Source organism: Nocardia sp. NPDC051463 (genome assembly GCF_040681975.1).
In the GTDB taxonomy this organism is placed as follows: Bacteria; Actinomycetota; Actinomycetes; order Mycobacteriales; family Mycobacteriaceae; genus Nocardia.
Map to the genome: position 1 here is coordinate 19,238 of NZ_JBFBAB010000026.1, position 20,900 is coordinate 40,137.

General features: G+C 66.8%; 18 protein-coding genes and 1 pseudogene. 9 read left to right on the top strand and 10 right to left on the bottom strand.

What is annotated here, in order from left to right; all coding sequences use genetic code 11:
• Positions 1 to 25: 25 nt before the first annotated feature.
• The 3 genes and pseudogenes from AB0M74_RS27225 to purM all read left to right on the top strand — a co-directional run.
• Positions 26 to 886 (top strand): annotated as a pseudogene (locus AB0M74_RS27225) (ABC transporter permease); the annotation flags it as partial.
• Positions 887 to 1,271: 385 nt separating this feature from the next.
• A complete protein-coding gene (locus AB0M74_RS27230; RefSeq protein ID WP_366529141.1) occupies positions 1,272 to 3,005 on the top strand; it encodes an ABC transporter ATP-binding protein in 1,734 nt (577 codons plus the stop codon).
• Positions 3,006 to 3,213: 208 nt separating this feature from the next.
• Entirely contained in the window at positions 3,214 to 4,293 is a 1,080-nt protein-coding gene (gene purM / locus AB0M74_RS27235) for a phosphoribosylformylglycinamidine cyclo-ligase (RefSeq protein ID WP_366529142.1), read from the top strand.
• A 183-nt stretch (positions 4,294 to 4,476) separates the two neighbouring features.
• Here the strand turns inward: purM and AB0M74_RS27240 are convergent, their stop codons facing one another.
• The 4 genes from AB0M74_RS27240 to AB0M74_RS27255 form a co-directional block, all read right to left on the bottom strand.
• On the bottom strand, positions 4,477 to 4,695 hold the full coding sequence (locus AB0M74_RS27240; protein WP_328408793.1) for a DUF3073 domain-containing protein: 219 nt from the start codon (positions 4,693 to 4,695) through the stop codon (positions 4,477 to 4,479).
• Between the two features lie 174 nt (positions 4,696 to 4,869).
• Entirely contained in the window at positions 4,870 to 5,823 is a 954-nt protein-coding gene (locus AB0M74_RS27245; protein WP_366529143.1) for an asparaginase, read from the bottom strand.
• 55 nt (positions 5,824 to 5,878) lie between these two features.
• A complete protein-coding gene (locus AB0M74_RS27250; RefSeq protein ID WP_366529144.1) occupies positions 5,879 to 6,580 on the bottom strand; it encodes an MOSC domain-containing protein in 702 nt (233 codons plus the stop codon).
• A 74-nt stretch (positions 6,581 to 6,654) separates the two neighbouring features.
• A complete protein-coding gene (locus AB0M74_RS27255; RefSeq protein ID WP_366529145.1) occupies positions 6,655 to 7,773 on the bottom strand; it encodes a folate-binding protein YgfZ in 1,119 nt (372 codons plus the stop codon).
• A 184-nt stretch (positions 7,774 to 7,957) separates the two neighbouring features.
• Here AB0M74_RS27255 and AB0M74_RS27260 point away from each other — a divergent pair, with 184 nt between their 5' ends.
• From AB0M74_RS27260 to AB0M74_RS27285, 6 genes are all read left to right on the top strand, one after another.
• Positions 7,958 to 8,878 (top strand): aminodeoxychorismate lyase, encoded by a 921-nt coding sequence (locus tag AB0M74_RS27260; RefSeq protein ID WP_366529146.1) that lies wholly within the window; start codon positions 7,958 to 7,960, stop codon positions 8,876 to 8,878.
• A gap of 182 nt (positions 8,879 to 9,060) precedes the next feature.
• Positions 9,061 to 10,560, top strand: a complete 1,500-nt coding sequence (locus AB0M74_RS27265) for a cytochrome ubiquinol oxidase subunit I (RefSeq protein ID WP_366529147.1) — start codon at positions 9,061 to 9,063, stop codon at positions 10,558 to 10,560.
• 10 nt (positions 10,561 to 10,570) lie between these two features.
• A complete protein-coding gene (cydB, locus tag AB0M74_RS27270) occupies positions 10,571 to 11,638 on the top strand; it encodes a cytochrome d ubiquinol oxidase subunit II (protein ID WP_366529148.1) in 1,068 nt (355 codons plus the stop codon).
• 4 nt (positions 11,639 to 11,642) lie between these two features.
• Positions 11,643 to 13,514 (top strand): ATP-binding cassette domain-containing protein, encoded by a 1,872-nt coding sequence (locus AB0M74_RS27275; protein ID WP_366529149.1) that lies wholly within the window; start codon positions 11,643 to 11,645, stop codon positions 13,512 to 13,514.
• 62 nt (positions 13,515 to 13,576) lie between these two features.
• The gene (cydC, locus tag AB0M74_RS27280; RefSeq protein ID WP_366529216.1) at positions 13,577 to 15,472 is read left to right on the top strand and encodes a thiol reductant ABC exporter subunit CydC; all 1,896 of its coding nucleotides are present in this window, start codon (positions 13,577 to 13,579) and stop codon (positions 15,470 to 15,472) included.
• Between the two features lie 539 nt (positions 15,473 to 16,011).
• Complete coding sequence (locus tag AB0M74_RS27285; protein WP_366529150.1) at positions 16,012 to 16,452, top strand: hypothetical protein; 441 nt, start codon at positions 16,012 to 16,014, stop codon at positions 16,450 to 16,452.
• Between the two features lie 158 nt (positions 16,453 to 16,610).
• Here AB0M74_RS27285 and AB0M74_RS27290 read toward each other — a convergent pair whose 3' ends face one another.
• The 6 genes from AB0M74_RS27290 to AB0M74_RS27315 form a co-directional block, all read right to left on the bottom strand.
• Positions 16,611 to 17,315, bottom strand: coding sequence for an FABP family protein (locus tag AB0M74_RS27290; protein WP_366529151.1), 705 nt, complete (start codon positions 17,313 to 17,315; stop codon positions 16,611 to 16,613).
• A gap of 207 nt (positions 17,316 to 17,522) precedes the next feature.
• Positions 17,523 to 17,828 (bottom strand): DUF1416 domain-containing protein, encoded by a 306-nt coding sequence (locus tag AB0M74_RS27295; protein WP_366529152.1) that lies wholly within the window; start codon positions 17,826 to 17,828, stop codon positions 17,523 to 17,525.
• Between the two features lie 4 nt (positions 17,829 to 17,832).
• Positions 17,833 to 18,666, bottom strand: coding sequence for a sulfurtransferase (locus AB0M74_RS27300; protein ID WP_366529153.1), 834 nt, complete (start codon positions 18,664 to 18,666; stop codon positions 17,833 to 17,835).
• A 31-nt stretch (positions 18,667 to 18,697) separates the two neighbouring features.
• Entirely contained in the window at positions 18,698 to 19,270 is a 573-nt protein-coding gene (locus AB0M74_RS27305) for a DUF4395 domain-containing protein (RefSeq protein ID WP_366529154.1), read from the bottom strand.
• A 291-nt stretch (positions 19,271 to 19,561) separates the two neighbouring features.
• Positions 19,562 to 19,999, bottom strand: a complete 438-nt coding sequence (locus AB0M74_RS27310; protein ID WP_366529155.1) for a thioredoxin family protein — start codon at positions 19,997 to 19,999, stop codon at positions 19,562 to 19,564.
• A complete protein-coding gene (locus AB0M74_RS27315) occupies positions 19,996 to 20,811 on the bottom strand; it encodes an LmeA family phospholipid-binding protein (RefSeq protein ID WP_366529156.1) in 816 nt (271 codons plus the stop codon). The genes AB0M74_RS27310 and AB0M74_RS27315 overlap by 4 nt, the downstream gene beginning before the upstream one ends.
• Positions 20,812 to 20,900 lie beyond the last annotated feature (89 nt).

Below are 20,900 nucleotides of genomic sequence, written 5' to 3' on the forward strand. Positions count from 1 at the left end.
ATTGCCAGGGCTGCGGCTGTTGGCGATGACCGCGGGGTTGCAGCGGGTGACGCTGATCATCGGTCTCGGCCTGGTCGCGCTGTTTGTGCTCACGGCGATCTTCGCGCCGTTGATCGCCCCCTATGGGCTTGCCCAGAACTCCTCGGACGGAGTCGCTTTCACTGCGCAACAACCGCCCTCCGGGCAGCACTGGTTCGGGACATCCGTCCGCAGTGAGGACGTGTTCTCTCGGGTGATCTATGGCGCGCGCACCGCGCTCTTGGTGATCGCCATCTCGCTGACACTGTCGTTGCTCATCGGTGTGCCGCTGGGTTTGGTATCCGGATACGTCGGTCGCTGGGTAGACCGAGTACTGGTGCTCTTCATGGACGCGATCTACGCGTTCCCGACCCTGTTGCTCGCGATCGTGGTCTCGATCGTGGTGGCCGGCGGCCAGTCGAGCAGCTTCGGTGGTGTGCTCTCCGCCGCGGTGGCGATCACGGCGATCTATGTGCCGCAGTACTTTCGGGTGGTACGCAACGCCACGGTGGCGGTGAAGAATGAACCGTATGTGGATGCGGCCCGCGTCACCGGCGCCTCCACCACACGAATCCTGTTCCGGCACATCCTCGCCAATGTCACCCAGTCGTTGCCGGTGATCATCACCCTCAACGGCGCGGACGCCATCCTGACGCTGGCCGCACTCGGCTTCCTCGGCTTCGGCATCGAGCCGACCCAAGCCGCGGAATGGGGTTACGACCTGAACAAGGCGCTCAACGATGTCTCCAACGGCATTTGGTGGACGAGCGTCTACCCCGGTACCGCCATCGTCCTCGTGGTCCTCGGCATGACGCTGGTAGGCGAGAGTCTCAACGAGGCCCTCAACCCACTACTGCGGACCCGCCGCGCAGTTGCGGTGTCAGCGGACGACACTCTCTCGGCCGAAGCAGCCGAAGCCGATCGGGGCGAGAATTCCACTGCCGCAGTGCAAACCGATGCCGGCGCAAGCGATGGCTCTGCGGATGGCCGTGGCGCTATTGCGCTGGAGAAAGCCGATCCCGACCAAATCTCGGGCGGCGCCGGTGGAAAGGCTGTCGCGGCTGTCGGCGACATCGCGTTGGGCCAGGCCGATCCGGAGGAAACTGCGAGTGCTGCCGACAACAAGGCTGCTCCAGCGGATGACGACGGGGCTGCACCGGACCAGGCTGATCCCGGCGAATCACCAAGTGCTGGAACCGAAACCGATGCTCTCGTCGACGGTAGCAGCGAGCCGGTGCGGAAGGACAAGTCCCATGAGTGAGCCAGCTGTGGTGGCCGATCGACGACCGGCGTTGTCGATCGAATCGCTGTCGGTCACCTTCGCCACCGATGCCGGGCCCGTCTACGCCGTCAGCGATGTGTCCTACGAGGTGTTTCCCGGAGAGGTCGTCGCGATCGTAGGGGAGTCGGGCTCCGGGAAGTCGGTGAGCTCCCGCACGGCCATGGGCTTGCTGCCCGCGACCGCGCGGGTGCGCGGCCTCGTCACCCTCGGCACCGAGGCCATCACCTCGATGAGTGAAAAGCAGCTCACTGCGCTGCGCGGTGGCGCGATCTCGATGGTGTTCCAGGAGCCAGGTCTCGCGCTCGACCCACTGTTCACCGTCGGCTTCCAAATCGGCGAGGCGCTGCGGGCGCACCGCGACATCGGGCGCAAGGCGGCCAAAGCGCGTGCGGTGGAATTGCTTCGGCTGGTCGGTCTGCCCGACCCCGAACATCGGGTCGACTACTACCCGCATCAGCTCTCTGGTGGGCAGAAGCAGCGCGTGGTGATCGCGATCGCCATCGCCTGCGAGCCGAAGGTGATCATCGCCGACGAGCCGACCACCGCGCTCGACGTCACTGTGCAGGCCGAAATCCTGGAGCTGCTGCGCGATCTGCGCGATCGTATCGGCAGCGCCATCGTGCTCATCACCCACAACATGGGGGTGGTCGCGGACCTCGCCGATCGGGTCGTGGTGATGCGCGACGGCCGTGTGGTCGAGGAGGCGCCGGTGGACGAGCTCTTCGCGAATCCGCGCGCGGACTACACCCGCGCGCTACTCGCGGCCGTGCCACACCTCGGCACCGAACAGCTCCAGCACGGTCCGCCGAAGGATGTGACGATCGCGGGCGACCCGGTGCTCGAGGTATCCGATCTGGTGGTGCAATTCCCGGGACCGTTCGGCAGGCCGCCGTTCCGTGCGGTCGACAACGTGACCCTGTCCATCCGGCCGGGCGAGACACTCGGACTCGTCGGTGAATCGGGCTCGGGAAAATCGACCATCGGCCGCTGCGTCGCCGCGTTGCAACGACCGACGTCGGGTGTTGTCCGGGTCCGTGGGCAGGACATCGCCGGGCTGTCGCAGCGGCAGTTGCGGCCGATCCGGCGGCGCTTCGGTTTTGTCTTCCAAGATCCGGCCAGCTCGCTCAACCCACGCCTCACCGTCGGCGACTGCGTCGCCGAGCCGTTGATCGTGCACAAGAGGGGCACGGCAACCCAGATTCGTGATCGGGTGCGGCATTTGCTCGAGGACGTGCAACTGCCCGCAGACACCGATCGCCGCTATCCACACGAACTGTCCGGCGGCCAGCGCCAGCGCGCCAGTCTGGCAAGGGCCCTTGCCCTCGACCCCGATCTCCTGGTTGCCGACGAGCCGACCAGCGCACTGGACGTCTCGGTGCAGGCCGCTGTGCTGGAGCTGTTCGGTCAGCTGCAACGCGAATGCGGGTGGGCCTGCCTGTTCATCAGCCACGATCTCGCCGTGGTCGATCAGCTGGCCGATCGGATCGTGGTGCTGCGCGATGGCGCGGTGGTCGAACAGGGCGATCGGGATCGGATTCTGCGTGCGCCGCAACAGGAGTACACGCAGCGCCTGGTTGCCGCCGTGCCGGTGCCCGATCCGGTGCAGCAGCGTCGCCGGCGGGCCCGGACCGCGAGTCTGTTCGCGACCGAGCTCGGCGAATCGAGCGTGACGCCTACCCGCGCGGCGGATGGGGATTCGACGTGACAACCGATTTCGCTCGCGCCGGGGTAACTCACCGGGCACGCCCAGAACTCGACTCGACACGTCACCGCCGGTCCGCGCGGAAACCGTCGTGGCAGCTACCACCCGCGAAAGTCGCGGAGAGGCGGGGGAGCGCTGTGTGCTCGTTATCTGGCTCCGGTAGCGTGATCAGGCATCTATCCGCCGATTCGGTTTGGAGCTCTCCCCGAAAATGACTGAACAGACACCTAGTGGCGCCGGTGCCTCCTACGCCGCAGCGGGCGTGGACATCGAGGCCGGTGACCGCGCCGTCGAGTTGTTCGGACCATTGGCGAAGAAGGCCAGCCGGCCCGAAGTCCAGGGTGGCCTCGGCGGATTCGCCGGACTGTTCGCACTGAAGGGCGGCTACCGCGAGCCGCTGCTCGCCGCCTCGACCGACGGCGTCGGCACCAAGATCGCCGTCGCGCAGGCCATGGACAAACACGACACCGTCGGGCTCGATCTGGTCGCCATGGTTGTCGACGATCTGGTGGTGTGTGGCGCCGAGCCGTTGTTCCTGCAGGACTACATCGCCGTCGGCAAGGTGGTGCCGGAGCGGGTCGCCGAACTGGTCTCCGGCATCGCCGAGGGCTGCGTGCAGGCAGGCTGCGCGCTGCTCGGCGGCGAGACCGCCGAGCACCCCGGCCTGATGGATCCCGACGACTACGACCTGTCGGCGACCGGTGTCGGCGTGGTCGAGGCCGACGCGGTACTCGGACCGGAACGAGTACGTCCCGGCGACGTGGTGATCGCGATGGGCGCGTCGGGCCTGCACTCCAACGGTTACAGCCTGGCCCGCAAGGTGCTGCTCGACATCAGCCGGATGTCGCTGACCGGGCACGTCGAGGAGTTCGGTCGCACGCTGGGCGAGGAACTGCTCGAGCCCACCAGGATCTACGCCAAGGACTGCCTCGCGCTGATCGCCGAAACCGATGTGCGCACCTTCGCGCACGTCACCGGTGGCGGTTTGGCGGCCAATCTGGGCCGGGTACTGCCCGCGGGTCTGGTTGCCGAGCTCGATCGCGGCACCTGGAATCCCGCGCCGGTCTTCAAGTTGATCGCCCAGCGCGGGCGGGTCGAGCGGGTCGAGATGGAGAAGACCTTCAACATGGGCGTCGGCATGGTTGCCGTGGTTGCGCCGGAGGATGTCGACCGGGCGCTTGCGGTACTGACCGCACGGCACATCGAATGCTGGACCCTCGGCACCGTCAAGAAGGCCAAGGATGCCGACGCGTTGCGCGCGGTCCTTGTCGGTGAGCACCCGAGGTTCTGACCGCCGCGGTCGGACACGATCGTCGAACGCACAATAGAGTCCCGCATCGGATGATGCGGGACTCTATTGTCGTATGCAGGTGATTGTGTTTGCAGGCCTAGATGTTCGCGTCCGCCAACACAGGGTCAATCGACGCATGAAAGCGGGGGAGGCCCTGGCCTCCCCCTCATACGTAGACGTGTGTCAGCGGCGCCAGTCGTCGTAGTTATCGTCGCTGTCCCAGCGGGACCGCGATTCGTCGACATCGTGCTCGTCGGAGATCACATCACTGCGCTGCGCGGTGTGGGGAGCACTGCTACCCGCCAACTCGCGCTGAAGGCTCGTGAAGTCGGTCGACGGAGAGCTGTACTTCAGCTCGCGTGCGACCTTGGTCTGCTTTGCCTTAGCCCGGCCACGGCCCATGGCTGACCCCCTCGCGTCACTGCGGGGCGGCCTGGGGTGGTTTGGCGGCCCCGTTCGAATTGATATCTTCCTGACAGACACTTTAGCGTGTGTCAGGCAGTCTCGCTTCCATGAGTGGGTGAAGAACTCGTCGAGCGGTGCCGTTTGCCCGGTTGTCGCCCTCGACGCTCGGGCCTACACCACCCCGGGGATGGCACGGATGACCCCGACTCGGGCGCCGCCGCCGAGCACCGCGGGCGCCGCGAGCTCGGTATGCGCGTCGGTCCACTCGACACCCATCCGATGCAGAATGGCCAGCGTCAGGGGGATGCGAGCCCTATCGTGGCCGTCATCGATCTTGTACGCGAACGCCGTTCCGTTCGGCAGCGCACCGGCATGCACGCCGTCGGCGCCGATCTTGCAGACCAAGCCGGGGGTTGCCTGCATAGTCAATAAATCGGGCGCGTTCGTGCCGGAAATCACTCGCGGATGGGCGCGAATCGCGTCGGCGACGCGCCGTTCCGGCGCCTCGGGATCGGCCGTCGCCATGGTCGCGAAGGCGCGCGCGAGGTTGACCAACGAGACCGGAATGATGGGCAGCCCACAGCCATCGATACCGAGATCGGCCTCCGGTTCCCCGGTGAGGTCGGCGATGGTGGCGATCACCGACTGCTGCAGCGGGTGTGCCTGATCGAGGTAGCTCGTGGTCGGCCAGCCATTGATGGCGCAGGTGGCCAGCATCGCCGCGTGCTTGCCGGAGCAATTCATGAAAACGGGGCTCGGCTCGACGGATCCGGCGAGCGCCGCGGCCCGCGCCTGCTCGCCCGAGGGTAGGTCGGGCGGGCACGCGAGGTCCTTTTCGTCGAACCCGAACCGGTCGAGCAGCCTGCGTACCAGCGCGACGTGATCCGGCTCGCCGTAATGCGAGGCTGTCGCGATGGCCAGCTCCGCGTCGTCGAGCGGTTCGAAGCCGTTGCGCAGCAGAGTGATCGCCTGCATCGGTTTGTTGGTCGAACGCGGGAAGATCGGCAGGTGCACCTCGCCGAGCGCGAGGGTTGGCTCACCGTCCGAGCCGAGGATGACCGCCGAGCCGCGGTGCACGCATTCGCGGAAACCGGAACGGACTACTTCGACCAGTTCGACGCTCATGACAGCACCTCGCCGATGATCGGTTGCGTGGTGTCCTTGGTGTCGCTGCGCTCGATCACAGGTGGGCTCCCGTCGCGAGTTCGTCGGCGCGCTGTTGTCGGGCGCGTTGTTCGTTCGCATGGCGGCGTGCGTGCCGCTCGATCTGCATGCGTACGTCGTCGGAGATCGACGGTTCGTTCTCCAGTAGCACCGCGAGCCGGTCCATGTCTTTGCCGGTGAAGAGATCACGGACGGTCACTCCGTGCTCGGGAACGTGTACCACCCGCACTTCGTCGCAGGCGCCGATGCTGCCCTCGGTCAGCACCCGTAGGTAGGCGCCGGTATCGCTCTGCAGAGTGAAGCGTCGGACCCACTGCGCCTCATCGCTCCAGTGCTGAAAGGTGGCGCACGGCACGCGCGGTGCGCTTACCTCGAGCAATGTCTCGCCGATCGACCAGCGGGCGCCGATCACCGCGTCGCTGACCGCGAGCCCGGAAATCCGCAAGTTCTCACCGAACCAGCCCGCAGGCAGGTCGCGGCCGAGTTCCTGGGCCCAGCGTTCGGCATCGGACTGGGCATACGCGTAAACGGCCTGATGGATACCACCGTGATACTTGGTGTCGCAGACGTGATCACCGTCGAGCCCGAGCGACCGTACCGTCACTCGGCCGGGCTGGGGCCGCTTGTCGATCGCGGTCTTGCCGACTCGGCTCGGCACCTCGAGTTCGGCATGCACTACACAGACCGCGAGCACGTGGGCGGAGTCATCGGGTTGCATCGCGCCTACCCCTCTGTGTTGGATTGCCACGCCTGCGGCGCATGGGAACTTTGGCCACCACAGCCCGAACCGGCTCAGCGCCCGCGTAGCCGGTCGACAGCGAGCCTGCCCGCTTGGGGTGCGTCATCGGCGGGCACCGAATCGGGATCGATTGCGGCGGCACACGGTCCGGCCGTCAGTGCGGTATCGGCGGGGATGGTGCGCTTGATCAGGGCGAGGGCAATCGGGCCGAGTTCGTAGTGATCGATGATGGTGCCGATGCGGCCGACCGCGCGACCACCTGCGGTGACGTCGTCGCCGACGTCAGGACGGTCGTCGGCGGAGCCGTCGAGGTGCAACAGCACCAGATGGCGCGGCGGTTTGCCGAGGTTGTGCACCCGGGCGACGGTTTCCTGTCCGCGATAGCAGCCCTTGTTCAGGTGGACCGCGCCGTGCTCGTCGATCCCGCCGATCCAGTGCGCTTCGTGCGGGATGGTCCGCTCATCGGTGTCCAGCCCGACGCGCGGGCGCAGTGCCGCGACGCGCAGCGCCTCGAAGGTCCACATGCCCGCGGGTTCCGCGCCCGCACTGGTCGATCGGGTCCACAGATCGTCGAGCTGTGCACGCGGAATCACCAGGTCGAAGGAATCGCTCGTCGGCCACGGCATCCGGCGTAGGAAACCGCCGCCGGGCAGCGGCACCGCCTGGTAGGTGTCGGGCAGTGGCTCGGTCAGGCCGAGTACCTCGGTCAGCCGGTCGACCTGCGGACCGAGCAGGCTCAGCACCGCGTAATCGGCGGCCGCTTCCGGCTTGGCGTCGGCCCAGAAGACCATCTTCTTCAGAAAATCGAGGAGCGCGGGTCCGCGGTCGGCCTCGGTGTCGATCCACAGCGTGCCGTCCAGATCGGTGAGCACGAAGTGGTGCAGCACCCGGCCGTTGAGATCGAGATCCAGATTCTCCGCAGACTTCCGGTCGCCCAGGTTTGCGATGTGCTGGCTGCTGATGGTGTGCAGCCAGGTCAGCCGTTCGGCGCCGGTGATGCTCAGCACGAATCGGTGCGACCGATCGACGATGGCCACCCGTTCCACGGCTGCGCGTTGTTCCCCGAGGGGATCACCGTAATGCCATGCGACGGCGGCATCCGGCGAACCGGGTGCTCCCGCGACGGCGCCCGGGACAACAAGGATGGGGCTCGGTACAACGACCACGGACACGCCAACCACTGTAGGCGGGTGCCGAGCGTCATGCCGCAGTCGGGCTACCGGCGGTGTCCGATCGGGGAGTGGCACAGGTAACTTCGCCGCACAAGTCGCGCTCGGTCCGATACCGATCGGAATGGCCGCGAAACATTTGCCGTGACGTAGGCGCGGCCGGCGAACAGGGCCTACGCTTCCTCGCATGGTAGATCGAGTTCTGGTAACACTCGATGGCGCGGTCCGGGATTCGGACGCGCCGTTGTTATTTGCCGACGATATCGGCGTGCTTCGTGGTGACGGTGTTTTCGAGACGGTGCTGGTGCGGGCAGGCAGTCCTTGTGCGATCGAGTTCCATCTAGGCAGACTGCGTCGTTCGGCGCAGGCGCTGGACTTGCCGGAGCCGGAATTGGGCCGGTGGCGCGAGGCGGTGGAGCAGGCCGCGAAGGAATGGGGCACCGAACGCGAGGGTCTGATGCGGCTGGTGTTCACGCGGGGGCGCGATACCGAGTTCTCCGGCGCCAAGTCCTCGGTCACCTCCGGTGATCTCGCCGCCGCGGTGCCGGTACCGACTTGCTATGTGCTGGTGCTTCCGGTGCCGGAACGAGTGCAGCAGGCCAGGACCGACGGTGTGTCGGTGGTGACGTTGTCCCGCGGTATTTCGGTGGACCTGGCGCAGGCCGCGCCGTGGCAGCTGCTCGGCGCGAAGACGCTGTCCTACGCCTCCAACATGGCGGCGCTGCGGTTCGCGCACCGGATGGGCGCCGACGACGTGATCTTCACCAGCACCGAGAACCGGGTGCTGGAGGGTCCGCGTTCGACGGTGGTGATCGCCCGCGACAAGCAGCTGATCACTCCGCCCGCCAAGAACGGCGTCCTGCCCGGCGTCACGCAACGCGCGCTGTTCGCCGAGGCGGAGAAGGCGGGCTGGAAATGTGAATACAAGTCGCTGTTCACCGCCGATCTGCTCACCTGCGACAGCATCTGGATGTTGTCGAGCATCACGCTGGCCGCGCGGGTCAATTCTTTGGACGGTCTACGCATGATGGCGCCGGACAATGCCGCGGAGATCGTCGAGTTGGTCGATCGGGGCGTCGGCAGGGCCGGTGCCATCGGGGATTGGTGAGTGGCTCGGGACGCCTGCCCCGTGATCTTCGTCCTACTACGACACGTAGAAGCCGTTGGCGAGCTCGGGAAATGGCCGTCCCGAGCCCGACAGCGTGGTGTGTCGCGCGTTAAGTCTTCTTGATCGGGCAAGCCGCCGGCGTAGCCTTTACTACGACATGTCGTAGATCGGCTGGAGGTCGAATGAGCGTCTTGGATATCTCGCGCTGGCAGTTCGGCATCACGACCGTCTATCACTTCATTTTCGTCCCGCTGACGATCGGCCTCGCCCCGCTAGTCGCGGGCATGCAGACCGCATGGGTGGTGACCGGCAAGGAGCACTGGTACCGGCTGACGAAGTTCTTCGGGAAGCTGTTCCTGATCAACTTCGCGCTGGGCGTCGCCACCGGCATCGTGCAGGAATTCCAGTTCGGCATGAACTGGAGCGAGTACTCCCGCTTCGTCGGCGACGTGTTCGGTGCCCCGCTCGCGCTGGAGGCGCTCGTCGCGTTCTTCCTGGAGTCGACGTTTCTCGGCCTGTGGATCTTCGGGTGGACCCGGTTGCCCAAAAAGCTGCACCTCGCCACTATCTGGCTGGTCGCCATCGGTGTGAATGCCTCGGCGTACTTCATCGTCGCGGCCAACTCGTTCATGCAGCACCCGGTTGGCGCGAGGTACAACGCCGAGCGCGGCCGCGCCGAGCTCACCAGCATCTGGGAGGTGCTGACCAACAACACGACGCTCGCGGCCTTCCCCCACGTCGTCGCGGGCGCCTTCCTCACTGCGGGCACCTTCGTCGCAGGCATCTCCGGCTGGTGGATGGTTCGGAATGCGCGCAGCGGCGACGAGACGAAAGTCGCCGAGGCGCGGGGCATGTGGCGCTCGGCGGGGCGTGCGGGCATGTGGGTGATCGTGGTGTCCGGCATCGCCATCTTCTTCACCGGTGATATCCAGGGCAAGCTGATGTTCGAACAGCAGCCGATGAAGATGGCGTCGGCGGAGTCGTTGTGCCACACCGCGACCGATCCGGACTTCTCGATACTCACGGTCGGCACGCACAACAACTGCGACAGCGTCACGCACGTGCTCGACGTGCCCTACGTGCTGCCGTACCTGGCCGAGGGCAAGTTCAGCGACGTCACCCTCGACGGCGTCGTCGACCTGCAAAAGGCCTACAACGAGAAGTTCGGGCCCGGCGACTACCGGCCCAACCTGTTCGTCACCTACTGGTCCTTCCGTGCCATGATCGGCCTGTCCGCCGGTGCGATCGGGCTCTGGCTGGTCGGCATGTGGCTGACCAGAGGCGGCCGCGTCGCCGATCAGCGCTGGTACTCGTGGTTGTGCCTGCTCGCCATCCCGACACCGTTCCTGGCCAACGCCGCGGGCTGGGTGTTCACCGAAATGGGCCGCCAGCCCTGGGTTGTCGCGCCGAACCCGACCGGCGATCCACAGTTGCGGCTGATGGTGCAGCAGGGCGTCTCCGACCATGCCGCGGGGGCGGTGATCACCTCGCTGGTGGTCTTCACACTGCTCTACGGTGCGCTCGCGGTGGTGTGGTTCTACCTCATGCGCCGCTATGTGATCGCCGGACCCGAGCAGCCGACCCTCGGGCCGCCCGGCGGCGGACCGGACGATACGGATGGTCCTGTCGGCCGCCATCGCGCCGAAGAGCCTGCCGTCGAACAGCTTTCCTTCGCTTACTGAGGAGCCGACGATGAGTTTGCAAGAGTTCTGGTTCATTCTGATCGGCGTCCTGTTCACCGGCTATTTCGTGCTGGAGGGCTTCGACTTCGGGGTCGGCATGCTGATGCCCATCCTCGGCAAGGGCAGCGATGCGCGCAGGCGCGTGGTGCTCAACACCATCGGCCCGGTGTGGGACGGCAACGAGGTCTGGTTGATCACGGCGGCCGGCGCGATGTTCGCGGCCTTCCCCGAGTGGTACGCGAGTCTGTTCTCCGGCTTCTACCTCGCGCTGCTACTGGTGCTCGTCGCATTGATCCTGCGGATCTGCGCCATCGAGTACCGGAGCAAGATCGACGACCCGAAGTGGCGGGCCCGCTGCGACATCGGCATCGGTATCGGCTCCTGGATACCGGCTTTGGCCTGGGGCTGGGTGTTCGCCAATGTGGTGCGCGGAGTGCCGTTGAACGAGAAGAAGCAGATCACCGGTTCGGTGTGGGAGCTGCTCGGACCATACGCACTGCTCGGCGGGCTGACGACCGGGCTGCTGTTCGCGCTGCACGGTGCGGTCTTCCTGGTATTGAAGACCGGCGGCGACGTGCGCGACGACGCGGTGCGAACGGTGCGACTGCTGCTCGTGCCCACGGCCGTGGTCGTCGGTGCCTTCGGAGTGTGGACCCAGCTCGCCTACGGCACCGGCTGGACCTGGATTCCGTTGGCGCTCGCGGTGCTCGGGCTCTTGGTCGCGGGCGCGTCCTCGTTCGCCCAGCGGGACGGCTGGGGTTTCACCGGCACCGCACTCACTGTCGCCGCCGCGACCGTGCTGCTGTTCGGGTCGTTGTACCCGAGTGTGTTGCCTTCCACCATCAGTGATCTGTTCGACCTCACCATCGACAACGCGTCCTCCACGCCGTACACACTGAAGGTGATGAGCTGGGCCGCGCTGATCGTCACTCCGGTCGTGCTGGCCTACCAGGGCTGGACCTACTGGGTGTTCCGCAAGCGCATCACCGTCGAACAGATCCCACCGCCCATCGGGCTGCCACTGCAATCGGCATTGCCGGTGGAAACGACCGCCCCCCAGGACTCGAACAAGGACTGATTCCATGGCCCGCCCGCCCGTCGATCCGCGCCTGTGGCGGCACGCCCGTTCGGCCCGCCGCTATCTGGCGCTGAGCGTGGCGCTGTCGCTGCTGATCACGCTCGCCATCGTGGTCACCGCGATCGCATTGGCTCGGGTGCTGGCCGGGGTCATCACCGACCCGCATCGGCGCGCTCTCGGCGGGTGGATGACCGCACTCGTTGTCCTGGCCTGCGCCGTCGCTGTTCGGGTTGTGGCCACCTGGGTGCAGTCACGCCTGGCGCATCGCGCGGGCGCCGCGGTGGTGACCGAGTTGGAGACCGCCGTCCTGGCCGCCGGTGCTCGCATGGCGCCGCGCGAACTCGAAACCCGCCGAACCGAACTCGCGGTCGTCGTCGGCACCGGCCTCGCCGGTCTGCGCGCCTACCTCACCGGCTACCTGCCCGCTCTGCTGCTCGCCTGTCTGGTGCCACCGATCGTGCTGGTGGTCATCGCCGTGCACGACCCGATCTCCGGCGGTATCGCCGTGGTGACACTCCCGCTGATCCCGATCTTCATGATCCTCATCGGCCTGCTCACCCAGGGCCGTGCCGAAGCCACCCTCGCCGCGACCACCCGCCTCTCGGATCAGCTGTTGGACTTGTTCGCCGGTATGCCGACGTTGCGGGCGCTCGGCAGGGAGGGGGGTGCGGACGAATCCGGCACCACCTCGGCGCGGACGCGAGTACGCCCCGACCAGGGTGCGGGTCTCGGCTCCGACAATCGGATCCAGCGGGCAGGCTCGATGGAACACCGGGTGCGCGAGCTCGGAGATGCGTTGCGGCAGCGCACCATGCGCGCGCTGCGCATCGCGTTTCTGTCGTCGATGGTGCTGGAGATGCTCGCGACGTTGAGTGTCGCGCTGATCGCGGTCTCCATCGGCCTGCGGCTCGTTTACGGCGAGATGAGCCTGTACGCCGGATTGGTGGCGTTGATCCTGGCACCGGAGGTCTACTTGCCGCTGCGGATGGTCGGCGAGCGTTTCCATGCTGCCCAGGACGGAATGGCGGCGGCCGACAAGGCTTTTGCCGTTCTGGAGCCGGAATTGGCAGCTACCGAGCCGGGGATGCCCGGTTCGGCCTGCCTCGGTCCGGTCGGCGAGTCCGACGAGGTCGATCACCGTCGCTCGTCCCCAGGAGCGGGTGCGGCCTTCGGTGGCGTCATCGTTGTGCGTGATCTCACCGTCCGTGCCAGGGATGGTTTCGCGCCTGCCTGCCTTTCGGCAGTGCTGCGCCCCGCCGCGGTCACCGTGCTTGCCGGTCCCAACGGGAGTGGGAAATCCACCACCCTGCAGGCGATTCTGGGCCTGATCACGCCGGATCGAGGCTCGGTAACGGTCGACGGAACCGACGTCCGCGACCTCGACGCGGACGCCTGGTGGGGGCGGGTGGCCTGGTTGCCGCAGCGGCCTGTCCTGGTGCCGGGAACTCTGCGCGAGAATCTCGAGCTGCTCGGCGCCGATGTGCCGGACACGTCGGCACGTGACGCAACGCGAGTCGTCGACGAGCTCGAGGCGGCCTGCCTCGCCACCGGATTAGATGCAGTTCTCGCCGACCTGCCTCACGGCTGGGACACGGTGGTCGGCGCCGGCGGTGTCGGGCTCTCCCTGGGCCAACGCCAACGCTTGGCTCTCACCAGAGTCCTCGCCGCCGACCGTCCGGTACTGCTGCTCGACGAACCGACCGCCCACCTCGACCCCGACAGCGAGGCCGCCGTGTTGCTAGCCCTGAAACAGCGTGCCCGTGCCGGAGCCACCGTCATCGTCATCGGCCACCGTCCCACCGTCCTCGCCGCCGCCGACCACGTGATCGGAGTCCACGCCGAAGCAGGCGACCCCCGCACGGCGGTCTCCCGATGAGCACAACCATGGAGGCAGTCGGCGGGAAGGTGGCGACGGGCGTGGTCGGCGATATTCGACGGATGTGGCGGCTGCTCGCGTTGTCGCCGTGGCGGATCGCGGTGGCGATCGGGTGGGGCACGTCGGCGTTGGGCAGTGGACTGGGTCTGGCCGCGTTGGCGGCGTGGTTGATCGCGCGGGCCTGGGAGATGCCACCGGTGCTCGATCTGAGCGTCGCGGTGGTCTCGGTGCGGGCGCTGGGAATTTCGCGTGGGCTGTGCAGGTACCTGGAACGCCTTGCCACCCATGATGTCGCGTTGCGCGCGATGACCACGGCTCGGTCGACCGTCTACCGGGCGCTGGCGCGCTCCGAGGTCTGGATGCGACGGGGCGGGTCCGGGATGCGCTCGCAAGGGCGAGCCGAAGCGGATGGTGCGGTTGCCGGACAGTTCGGCGGTGCCGAGCTCGGACCTCGGGACACGGCCGCGGAAAAGTTCGGTGGCTCGGGGCGCGGCGCTGAGGTGGCCGCGTCGGGTTCCGGCGGCGCCGCGCGGTTGCGTCGCGGGGATCTCTTGGTTCGAATCGGTAGCGATATCGACGATCTGGGCGCGGTGGTCGTGCGCGTCTTCGTGCCGATCGCGGTGGCGATTCTCTTGTCGGCGGCCGCGATCGGGCTGTTGGCGACTCTTTCGGTGGCAGCGGCCGTGATTCTGGCTGCGGCGCTCGCCGTTTCGGGGATCGCCGCGCCTGTGTTGTCGGCGCTGGCCGCACGCGAAGCAGAGACCGCCGTGCGGGCCGATCGGGCCGAGTTCACCGCGCGGGCGGTCACCGTGCTGGACCACGCGGCCGAGCTGCGCGTCGCAGGCCGCCTGGATGCGGCCCTGGCGGCCGCGAACAGCGCCGGGCAACGTGCGGTGGCAGCGGAGGACTCGGCGGCCTCACGCAGCGCGTGGGCCGCCGCCGCGACGCCGCTCTCGATCGGGGCGAGCGTGCTCGGCGCGCTGCTGGTCGGAATCGCGAGCTACGGGCCCAACGGCGGTGGTTCCGGTGCGATGACGCCGATGGCGCTCACCATCCTTGTGCTGCTACCACTCTCGGCTTTCGAGGCGGTGGGGACGTTACCCGCCGCCGCACAGGCGCTGACCGCCGCTCGTGCCGCTCTGCACCGGCTCGTGCTTATCGAGGGCGGCGACCCTGCTAGTCGAGAGCTCCCAGGGCGTCGGTCATTCGGACGCACCGATGACACGAGCGACGAGGACCGAGTGCGGCGCGGTTGTTCGCGAGAACTTGTGATGCACGGCTCGGTCGCCGGTTCGGATAGCTCGGACCGAAATCGGCACGCAGCATCCCCGGACCTGTTGCCGGACAACATGCCCGACCGCCCCGCCGGACGCAGGATCGCCGTTGTCGGCCCGAGCGGTGCGGGCAAGACGACGCTGCTCATGCACTGGGCCGGGCTCTTCGACACCCCGCACCCCGGTGTCACCTTCTTCGCCGAAGACGCCCACCTGTTCGGCACCTCGGTCCTGGAGAATTTGCGCGTCGCGCGCGGCGACCTGACCGAGGCCGACGCCGAACAGGCCTTGCGCGCGGTCGGTCTCGGTGACTGGCTGGACTCGCTCCATGACGGCCTGCGCACCGATCTGGTCGGCGGTGCCGCGGCGGTCTCCGGTGGCCAACGCCGCCGCATCCTGCTCGCGCGTGCCCTCATCGCGCCCGCTCGCGTCCTGCTGCTCGACGAGCCGACCGAACACCTGGAAGCCGAAGCAGGCGCCCATTTGTTGCGTGATCTCCTCGATGCCGACAGCGGCCTGATCGAACCCGATCGAATTGTGGTCGTCGTCACACATCAACTCCCACCGGACCACCGCGCCGACGCGATCGTACGAGTCTCCGCATCAGGCCAGGTCAGCGCGGTATTCACGGCATCGGAACGCGCCGTTTACGCGCACCGGGAAATTCCGTTGCCGACTCGCTGACACCTCGCTAAATTCTTCCTTACACAAGGAAGGAGGTGGTTCGAGAAATGTATTTTTCCAGGACACGTGAGGTGGCTGCGCGCTAGCGCCACCGCTGCAGGATTCCCGCGCGAGCGCTAGCGAATCCAACGCAGTCACCCGGCCCCCGAGCCCCCGGTCCAGTCCGACCGGGCCTTGTGTGAGTTGCATCCACAAGGAAAGGCTCGGGGGTCGTTCCCTTTTGTGTCGAAGATCGGCCCGCTCGCGTAGCTACCGGCGGATGGAGTGTCGAGATGCTGTCGTCCAAGCCTGAGAACTCGATCCAGCGACCAACGGCGAGGGGGCATTCTCATCGACACCGACCAAGCCGGAATCGGACCGCCGCGGTGGAGCGTCGGCCGATCTGCGCTGAAGCCGGGGCGGCAGCCATGATCGCTGTCTCCCGAGGGCGGATCGGCTTCGGGCGCACGGTGGTCGCGGCTGCGACACCGGCAGGGTCCTCGTGACGGACGGCTGGAACGATACAGTTCATCGGTCGGTTCGAAGAAGGGGTATCCGGGGTGGCATCGGAGAGTCTTGCTGCGGCGATCGGTCGGCGCATCACGGCGGTCAGGCGCGTGTTCTACGTGCACGGTGACGATGTCGACCGTTCGGAGGGACCGATCGAGTTGACGTTCGACGAAGGCACCGTGCTGCTCTTCGACGCAGGCACTGACGGTGAGGAACTGCGCGTTGTTCCGGCGGCGTGGCGTGACCCGTTCGCCGGCGTGAGCGAGCCCGAGTACATCGAGTACGTGGCGGAGTCCGGGAAGTACACGGCGTTCGACGTCGGTTCGGAATACCCGTACTCGCAGCTGGTCGGAAGTCGGATCGCCGCGGTCTCCGAGTCGCGCCTGCACGATGAACGACTGCGCGGCGCGGTTTTGGAGGTGAGTGGTTTCACCTTGGCGGTGGAAACGGTCGCCGACGAACTGCTGGTGACCTGTGATCCTCGCCCGTGATCGGAATCTGCGTACCCGACCCTGAGGACACTCCTGTTCTGGTGACGACGCACGTGCGATGACCACCGGGTTCGTGCGGTCTCCGATACCCGTCCCGGACAGCAGATCGCCCCGCCCTCATGGTGATTCGGGGGCGGGGCGGGGCGTGTGGTGGTCGACTATCCGATGTATCGCTGGAGCCGGGCGGAGAGGCGGGGTTCGAGGGGGCCGTCGGCGACGACGCGTTCCTCGACGTAGGCCAGGTCGCCACCCTCGATGATGCCGTACAACCGCTTGGCGCCACCGACGACGATGCCGGATTGGCTGCGGATAACGACGTCGGTGGCCAACTCCCAGGAGGACTGGGTCAACGCGGTGCCATAGAAGAGCTCGACGATGCCGGTGCTGTGGGTGAGCAGCAGCTCGATGACCTCGTCATCGCCGTCGATACCTACCCGCCAGAAGCCGCTCTCACGCAGGTCCGGGCCACCGTAGGAACCGTCTGACTCGATGAACCAGGAGCGCGAGTCCCAGGCCAGGTAGTCGCCGCCGTCGTGGGAGACGATGATCTGCTGGCCGAAGCGGTAGTCTCCGCGCTCAGGAGAGTTCCCCTCACCTTCACCGCGCCAGACACCGACCATCGGTAGTAGCGCCAGCATCGAGGCGCTCAGATCCGGGCCGAGTCGCAGGTTCGCGGTGTCCTCCGGCAATGGCAGATCCGGGAGGACCGGAATGTTGCGTGCACCGGTTGATTTCGCGCGTTCGGCCGCATCGGCCACGGCTTGATCGCCGCTGCGGCGAGACGGCTCGGCCGGAGCGGCGCCGTTCATGTGTTCACTCGCTCGCTCGGCCGGATCGGAACCTTCGCTCGCGAGTTCGCTCATGATTCAGTGAACAGCCGGTAGAAAACGTACAGGCCGAACCAGCCGATAAGCACGGCCACGGCCACCAGCAGAATCTCGAAGAAGAGGACCACGTTTGGAGTCTAACGACTTGCTCGCCACCCAGCACAACGGCCCCGAGCTTCCCGGTGGAACCTGGGAAGCGCCGGGGCCGTTGATGGCTTGCGGTCGCTGGTGGGACCTCAGCTATTACTTCGCGACGGCGACGTCGACCGGGTGGATACCCGCGCCGTCGGGGCGGATCTCCGCGGAGCCGTTGCCGACCGAGGAGAGCGCCCGCACGGTCCATGCGCCGGGAGCGGCGAAGAACCGGAAGTCTCCGGTGCCCGAGGCGACGACCTCGGCGGTGAAATCACCGTTGCCGTCGAGCAGGCGCACGAACGCGCCGCCGACGGGCTGGCCGTCGGTGCTCAGGACCCGGCCGGTGATGACCGTTTCCTTCTCCACATCGACTCCGGCCGGAATGGCCTGACCCTGGGTAGGTGCTGCGCACATGTGATTAGGCTCCCAACTCGATAGGTGCACCGACGAGCGAGCCGTATTCGGTCCAGCTCCCGTCGTAGTTCTTGACATTCTGGTGGCCGAGCAGCTCCTGCAGCACGAACCAGGTGTGCGAGGAACGCTCGCCGATGCGGCAGTAGGCGATGGTGTCCTTCTCGCCGTCCAGGCCCGCTTCCCGGTAGATCTCGGTGAGCTCGGCGTCGGACTTGAAGGTGCCGTCCTCGTTCGCGGCCTTGCTCCACGGCACGTTGATGGCGCCAGGGATGTGGCCGGGGCGCTGGCTCTGCTCCTGCGGCAGGTGGGCGGGGGCCAGGATCTTGCCGGAGAACTCGTCGGGCGAACGCACGTCGACCAGGTTCTTCGCGCCGATCGCGGCGATGACCTCGTCACGGAAGGCACGGATGGTCAGGTCGGGCGCGGCGGCCTTGTACTGGGTGGCCGGGCGGCTCACGGCGTCGCGCGAGAGCGGACGACCCTCGAGCTCCCACTTCTTGCGGCCACCGTCGAGCAGCTTGACGTTGTTGTGGCCATAGAGCTTGAAGTACCAGTACGCGTACGCGGCGAACCAGTTGTTGTTGCCGCCGTAGAGCACAACCTCGTCGTCGTTCGCGATGCCGCGCGCCGAGAGCAGATCGGAGAACTGCTCCTGGTTCACGAAGTCGCGACGAACCTGATCCTGCAGGTCTTTCTTCCAATCGAGCCGGACGGCACCCTCGATGTGGCCGCCGTCGTAGGCGGAGGTGTCCTCGTCTACCTCGACGAAGACGACGCCGGGGGCGTTGAGGTTCTCTTCGGCCCAGTCAACGGAGACCAGGACATCGGAGCGGGCCATGTTGTTCCTTTCGGGGTGGTGACTTGCAGTGTCAGTTCGAAGCCGGGGCGGGGCCGGCGATGTGAGTGTCGGGCACGGAGGCGGTGGCTCGCGTGACCACGGAGGGCCCGCGAACATCGCCTGTTGTCCGAGCCCGGCGGAAACGGGCGACCAGTGGATAGATCTGGCAGCCCAGGCAGATTCCGAACGCCGCGTTCAAAAACGCCGCGAACAGGGCGAAGCCGGCGAACACCGCGCCGACGACGGAGGAGCCGGCCAGGAAACCCAGCAGGCTGACGGCACTGAAGACCAGGCCGAGCAATTGGGCGAACCGCAGCGGCGCGACGGGTTCGGTTTCGGTCGGCGGGCCGACGCGCGGTGCGACCAGTTCGGCGTAGATCCGACGGTAGGGGCTGCGCCGCGGGCCGGTGGCGGCGCCGATCGCGAAGACCGTCGCTTGGATCGCGATGAGCACGGCGGCGGCCGCGGTGGACAGGGCGGCGGTGATCAGCACGACGACGAGGACGGCTGTGGTGACCCATGCGGCGAAGCGCGGTCCACGGACATCGACGGAATCGAAAGGAATGGCTTGCCCGGAGGCGATATTACGGGTTTCGGCAGACATTGTGCGGACTCCTGCGCTGAATGACTCTGACGGCTGGAAAATTGCCAGTTCGCCGGGGGATCAAGAGATCACTCGCACGGCGGACAAAGGTCGGCGTCAGGAAATCTGAACGGACCGACCGGTCAGCGGCACAGGCAGCAACAACCACCGAGGCGACACAGATCAACTGTGCGGCGTCGGGTGAGCATCAGCTCGTGGTCGGATTGCACGAGAGGCAGTTTACCTGGTTCCGGGGGGGAATTGGACCCCGGGTTCGTCACATTGGCTATAGGGCCATTTCAGGCCCCGTTTTTACACCGTCAGTGGCTCTAGCGCGGTGTGGAGGTCGGCAGTTTTCGGGACGCCCGAGATACGGAAACGCTCCCGGCCTTCCCTGTCGAAGACGAAGGTGGTCGGCAACGAGAGCACGTTCAGCTCTTTGGCCAGCGCGGGCTCGGCATCGATATCGACCTCGATGTCCAGCGGCGGGTTCGGCGCATCCGACAGTCCTTCGGTCACGCCGGCGACCACCCGGCGCACTGCCCCGCACGGTCCGCACCACTGCGCGGAGAAATGCAGCACCGTGGGCCCCGAACCGCTCATTCCGGCGGCGGCGAGCAATTCGGTGCGCGCCGCCTCGGTCGGTGTGATCGTGTCCGCAGCGCGCAATTTCCCGTCTCTGCGCCGTAGCGCCGTGCCGACCGCCAGTGCGGCAAGCACTATCACCACCAATATTGTGATTTCGATCATGGCCGCTGCAATCTATCCAGGTCGATCGTCACATTCTCCCCTTTGCCTTCGACAACGATCTGGCCGCCTTGCGCGGAGACCTTCGTCGGGCGCAGACCGAAGGGCAATTCCTTCGTATCGATGGTGCGCGTGAACAGCTCCAGTACCGCGGGCCGGTCGGCTTCGGGGACGACCGCGGTGGAGATGAGCTCCGTGCCGGTGCCGCGGTAGAAACCGGTCGCGACGATCCGCACCTGATCACCGTCGAGCAGCAGATCCGCTTGCACACTGACCTTGTCGCCACCGAGCGGCGCGCCGGGCACAGTCGAGGCGAGCGGTGTGCCGGGCAGCGTGCCGGTGAGCACCAGTGCGCCGCCCGTCGTCATTCCGGAGCCGCCCGATCCGCCTGTTCCGTCGGATTTATCCGCAGGTCGCGAATGCACTTGCAGATCCGGGATTTTGAACAGCCTGCCCAGCTCGGTGGGCTCGAGACGCATCCTGCCCTCGACCCGTTCCACCGGGACGCGGCGCACGCTGCTGTCGACGAGATCGCCCAGCGGCAGATGCACTCCGGTCAATGTCGCCTCGGCCGAGACTTCGCCGGGGATGTCCGGGCGCACGATACGTGCGCGGATGTCGACGTTCTGGAATCGACTCTGGAGCGCCTGGCCGAAGAAGGGGAACCCGTGGATGGTCACCTCGGGGTCGGCGATGAGATCGGCACCCTCACGCAGAGCGCGCGACACGCGATACTCGGAGTAAGCGGCGGCGCCGAAATCGATGACGACCGCCAGTCCCGCGAGAACCAGCAGCCCGATGATCAGCTTGCGCATGGCTGGTCCGCCTCTCCGCGTCTCTTGTCGGTCGTCGGTGCCTCGACAGTGTCGTACCGGGCCGACGCTCGACTGTGTTGCCGGGTTTT

Excerpts from the sequence above, each read along its gene's own strand:
- AB0M74_RS27275 (WP_366529149.1), top strand. The coding sequence starts at position 11,643 with ATGGCCCGCCCGCCCGTCGATCCGCGCCTGTGGCGGCACGCCCGTTCG.
- AB0M74_RS27305 (WP_366529154.1), bottom strand. The coding sequence starts at position 19,270 with ATGTCTGCCGAAACCCGTAATATCGCCTCCGGGCAAGCCATTCCTTTC.
- AB0M74_RS27250 (WP_366529144.1), bottom strand. The coding sequence starts at position 6,580 with ATGCAACCCGATGACTCCGCCCACGTGCTCGCGGTCTGTGTAGTGCAT.
- AB0M74_RS27290 (WP_366529151.1), bottom strand. The coding sequence starts at position 17,315 with ATGAGCGAACTCGCGAGCGAAGGTTCCGATCCGGCCGAGCGAGCGAGT.
- AB0M74_RS27240 (WP_328408793.1), bottom strand. The coding sequence starts at position 4,695 with ATGGGCCGTGGCCGGGCTAAGGCAAAGCAGACCAAGGTCGCACGCGAG.
- cydB (WP_366529148.1), top strand. The coding sequence starts at position 10,571 with ATGAGTTTGCAAGAGTTCTGGTTCATTCTGATCGGCGTCCTGTTCACC.
- AB0M74_RS27260 (WP_366529146.1), top strand. The coding sequence starts at position 7,958 with ATGGTAGATCGAGTTCTGGTAACACTCGATGGCGCGGTCCGGGATTCG.
- AB0M74_RS27265 (WP_366529147.1), top strand. The coding sequence starts at position 9,061 with ATGAGCGTCTTGGATATCTCGCGCTGGCAGTTCGGCATCACGACCGTC.
- AB0M74_RS27315 (WP_366529156.1), bottom strand. The coding sequence starts at position 20,811 with ATGCGCAAGCTGATCATCGGGCTGCTGGTTCTCGCGGGACTGGCGGTC.
- AB0M74_RS27245 (WP_366529143.1), bottom strand. The coding sequence starts at position 5,823 with ATGAGCGTCGAACTGGTCGAAGTAGTCCGTTCCGGTTTCCGCGAATGC.
- AB0M74_RS27310 (WP_366529155.1), bottom strand. The coding sequence starts at position 19,999 with ATGATCGAAATCACAATATTGGTGGTGATAGTGCTTGCCGCACTGGCG.
- AB0M74_RS27230 (WP_366529141.1), top strand. The coding sequence starts at position 1,272 with ATGAGTGAGCCAGCTGTGGTGGCCGATCGACGACCGGCGTTGTCGATC.
- purM (WP_366529142.1), top strand. The coding sequence starts at position 3,214 with ATGACTGAACAGACACCTAGTGGCGCCGGTGCCTCCTACGCCGCAGCG.
- cydC (WP_366529216.1), top strand. The coding sequence starts at position 13,577 with ATGTGGCGGCTGCTCGCGTTGTCGCCGTGGCGGATCGCGGTGGCGATC.
- AB0M74_RS27300 (WP_366529153.1), bottom strand. The coding sequence starts at position 18,666 with ATGGCCCGCTCCGATGTCCTGGTCTCCGTTGACTGGGCCGAAGAGAAC.
- AB0M74_RS27295 (WP_366529152.1), bottom strand. The coding sequence starts at position 17,828 with ATGTGCGCAGCACCTACCCAGGGTCAGGCCATTCCGGCCGGAGTCGAT.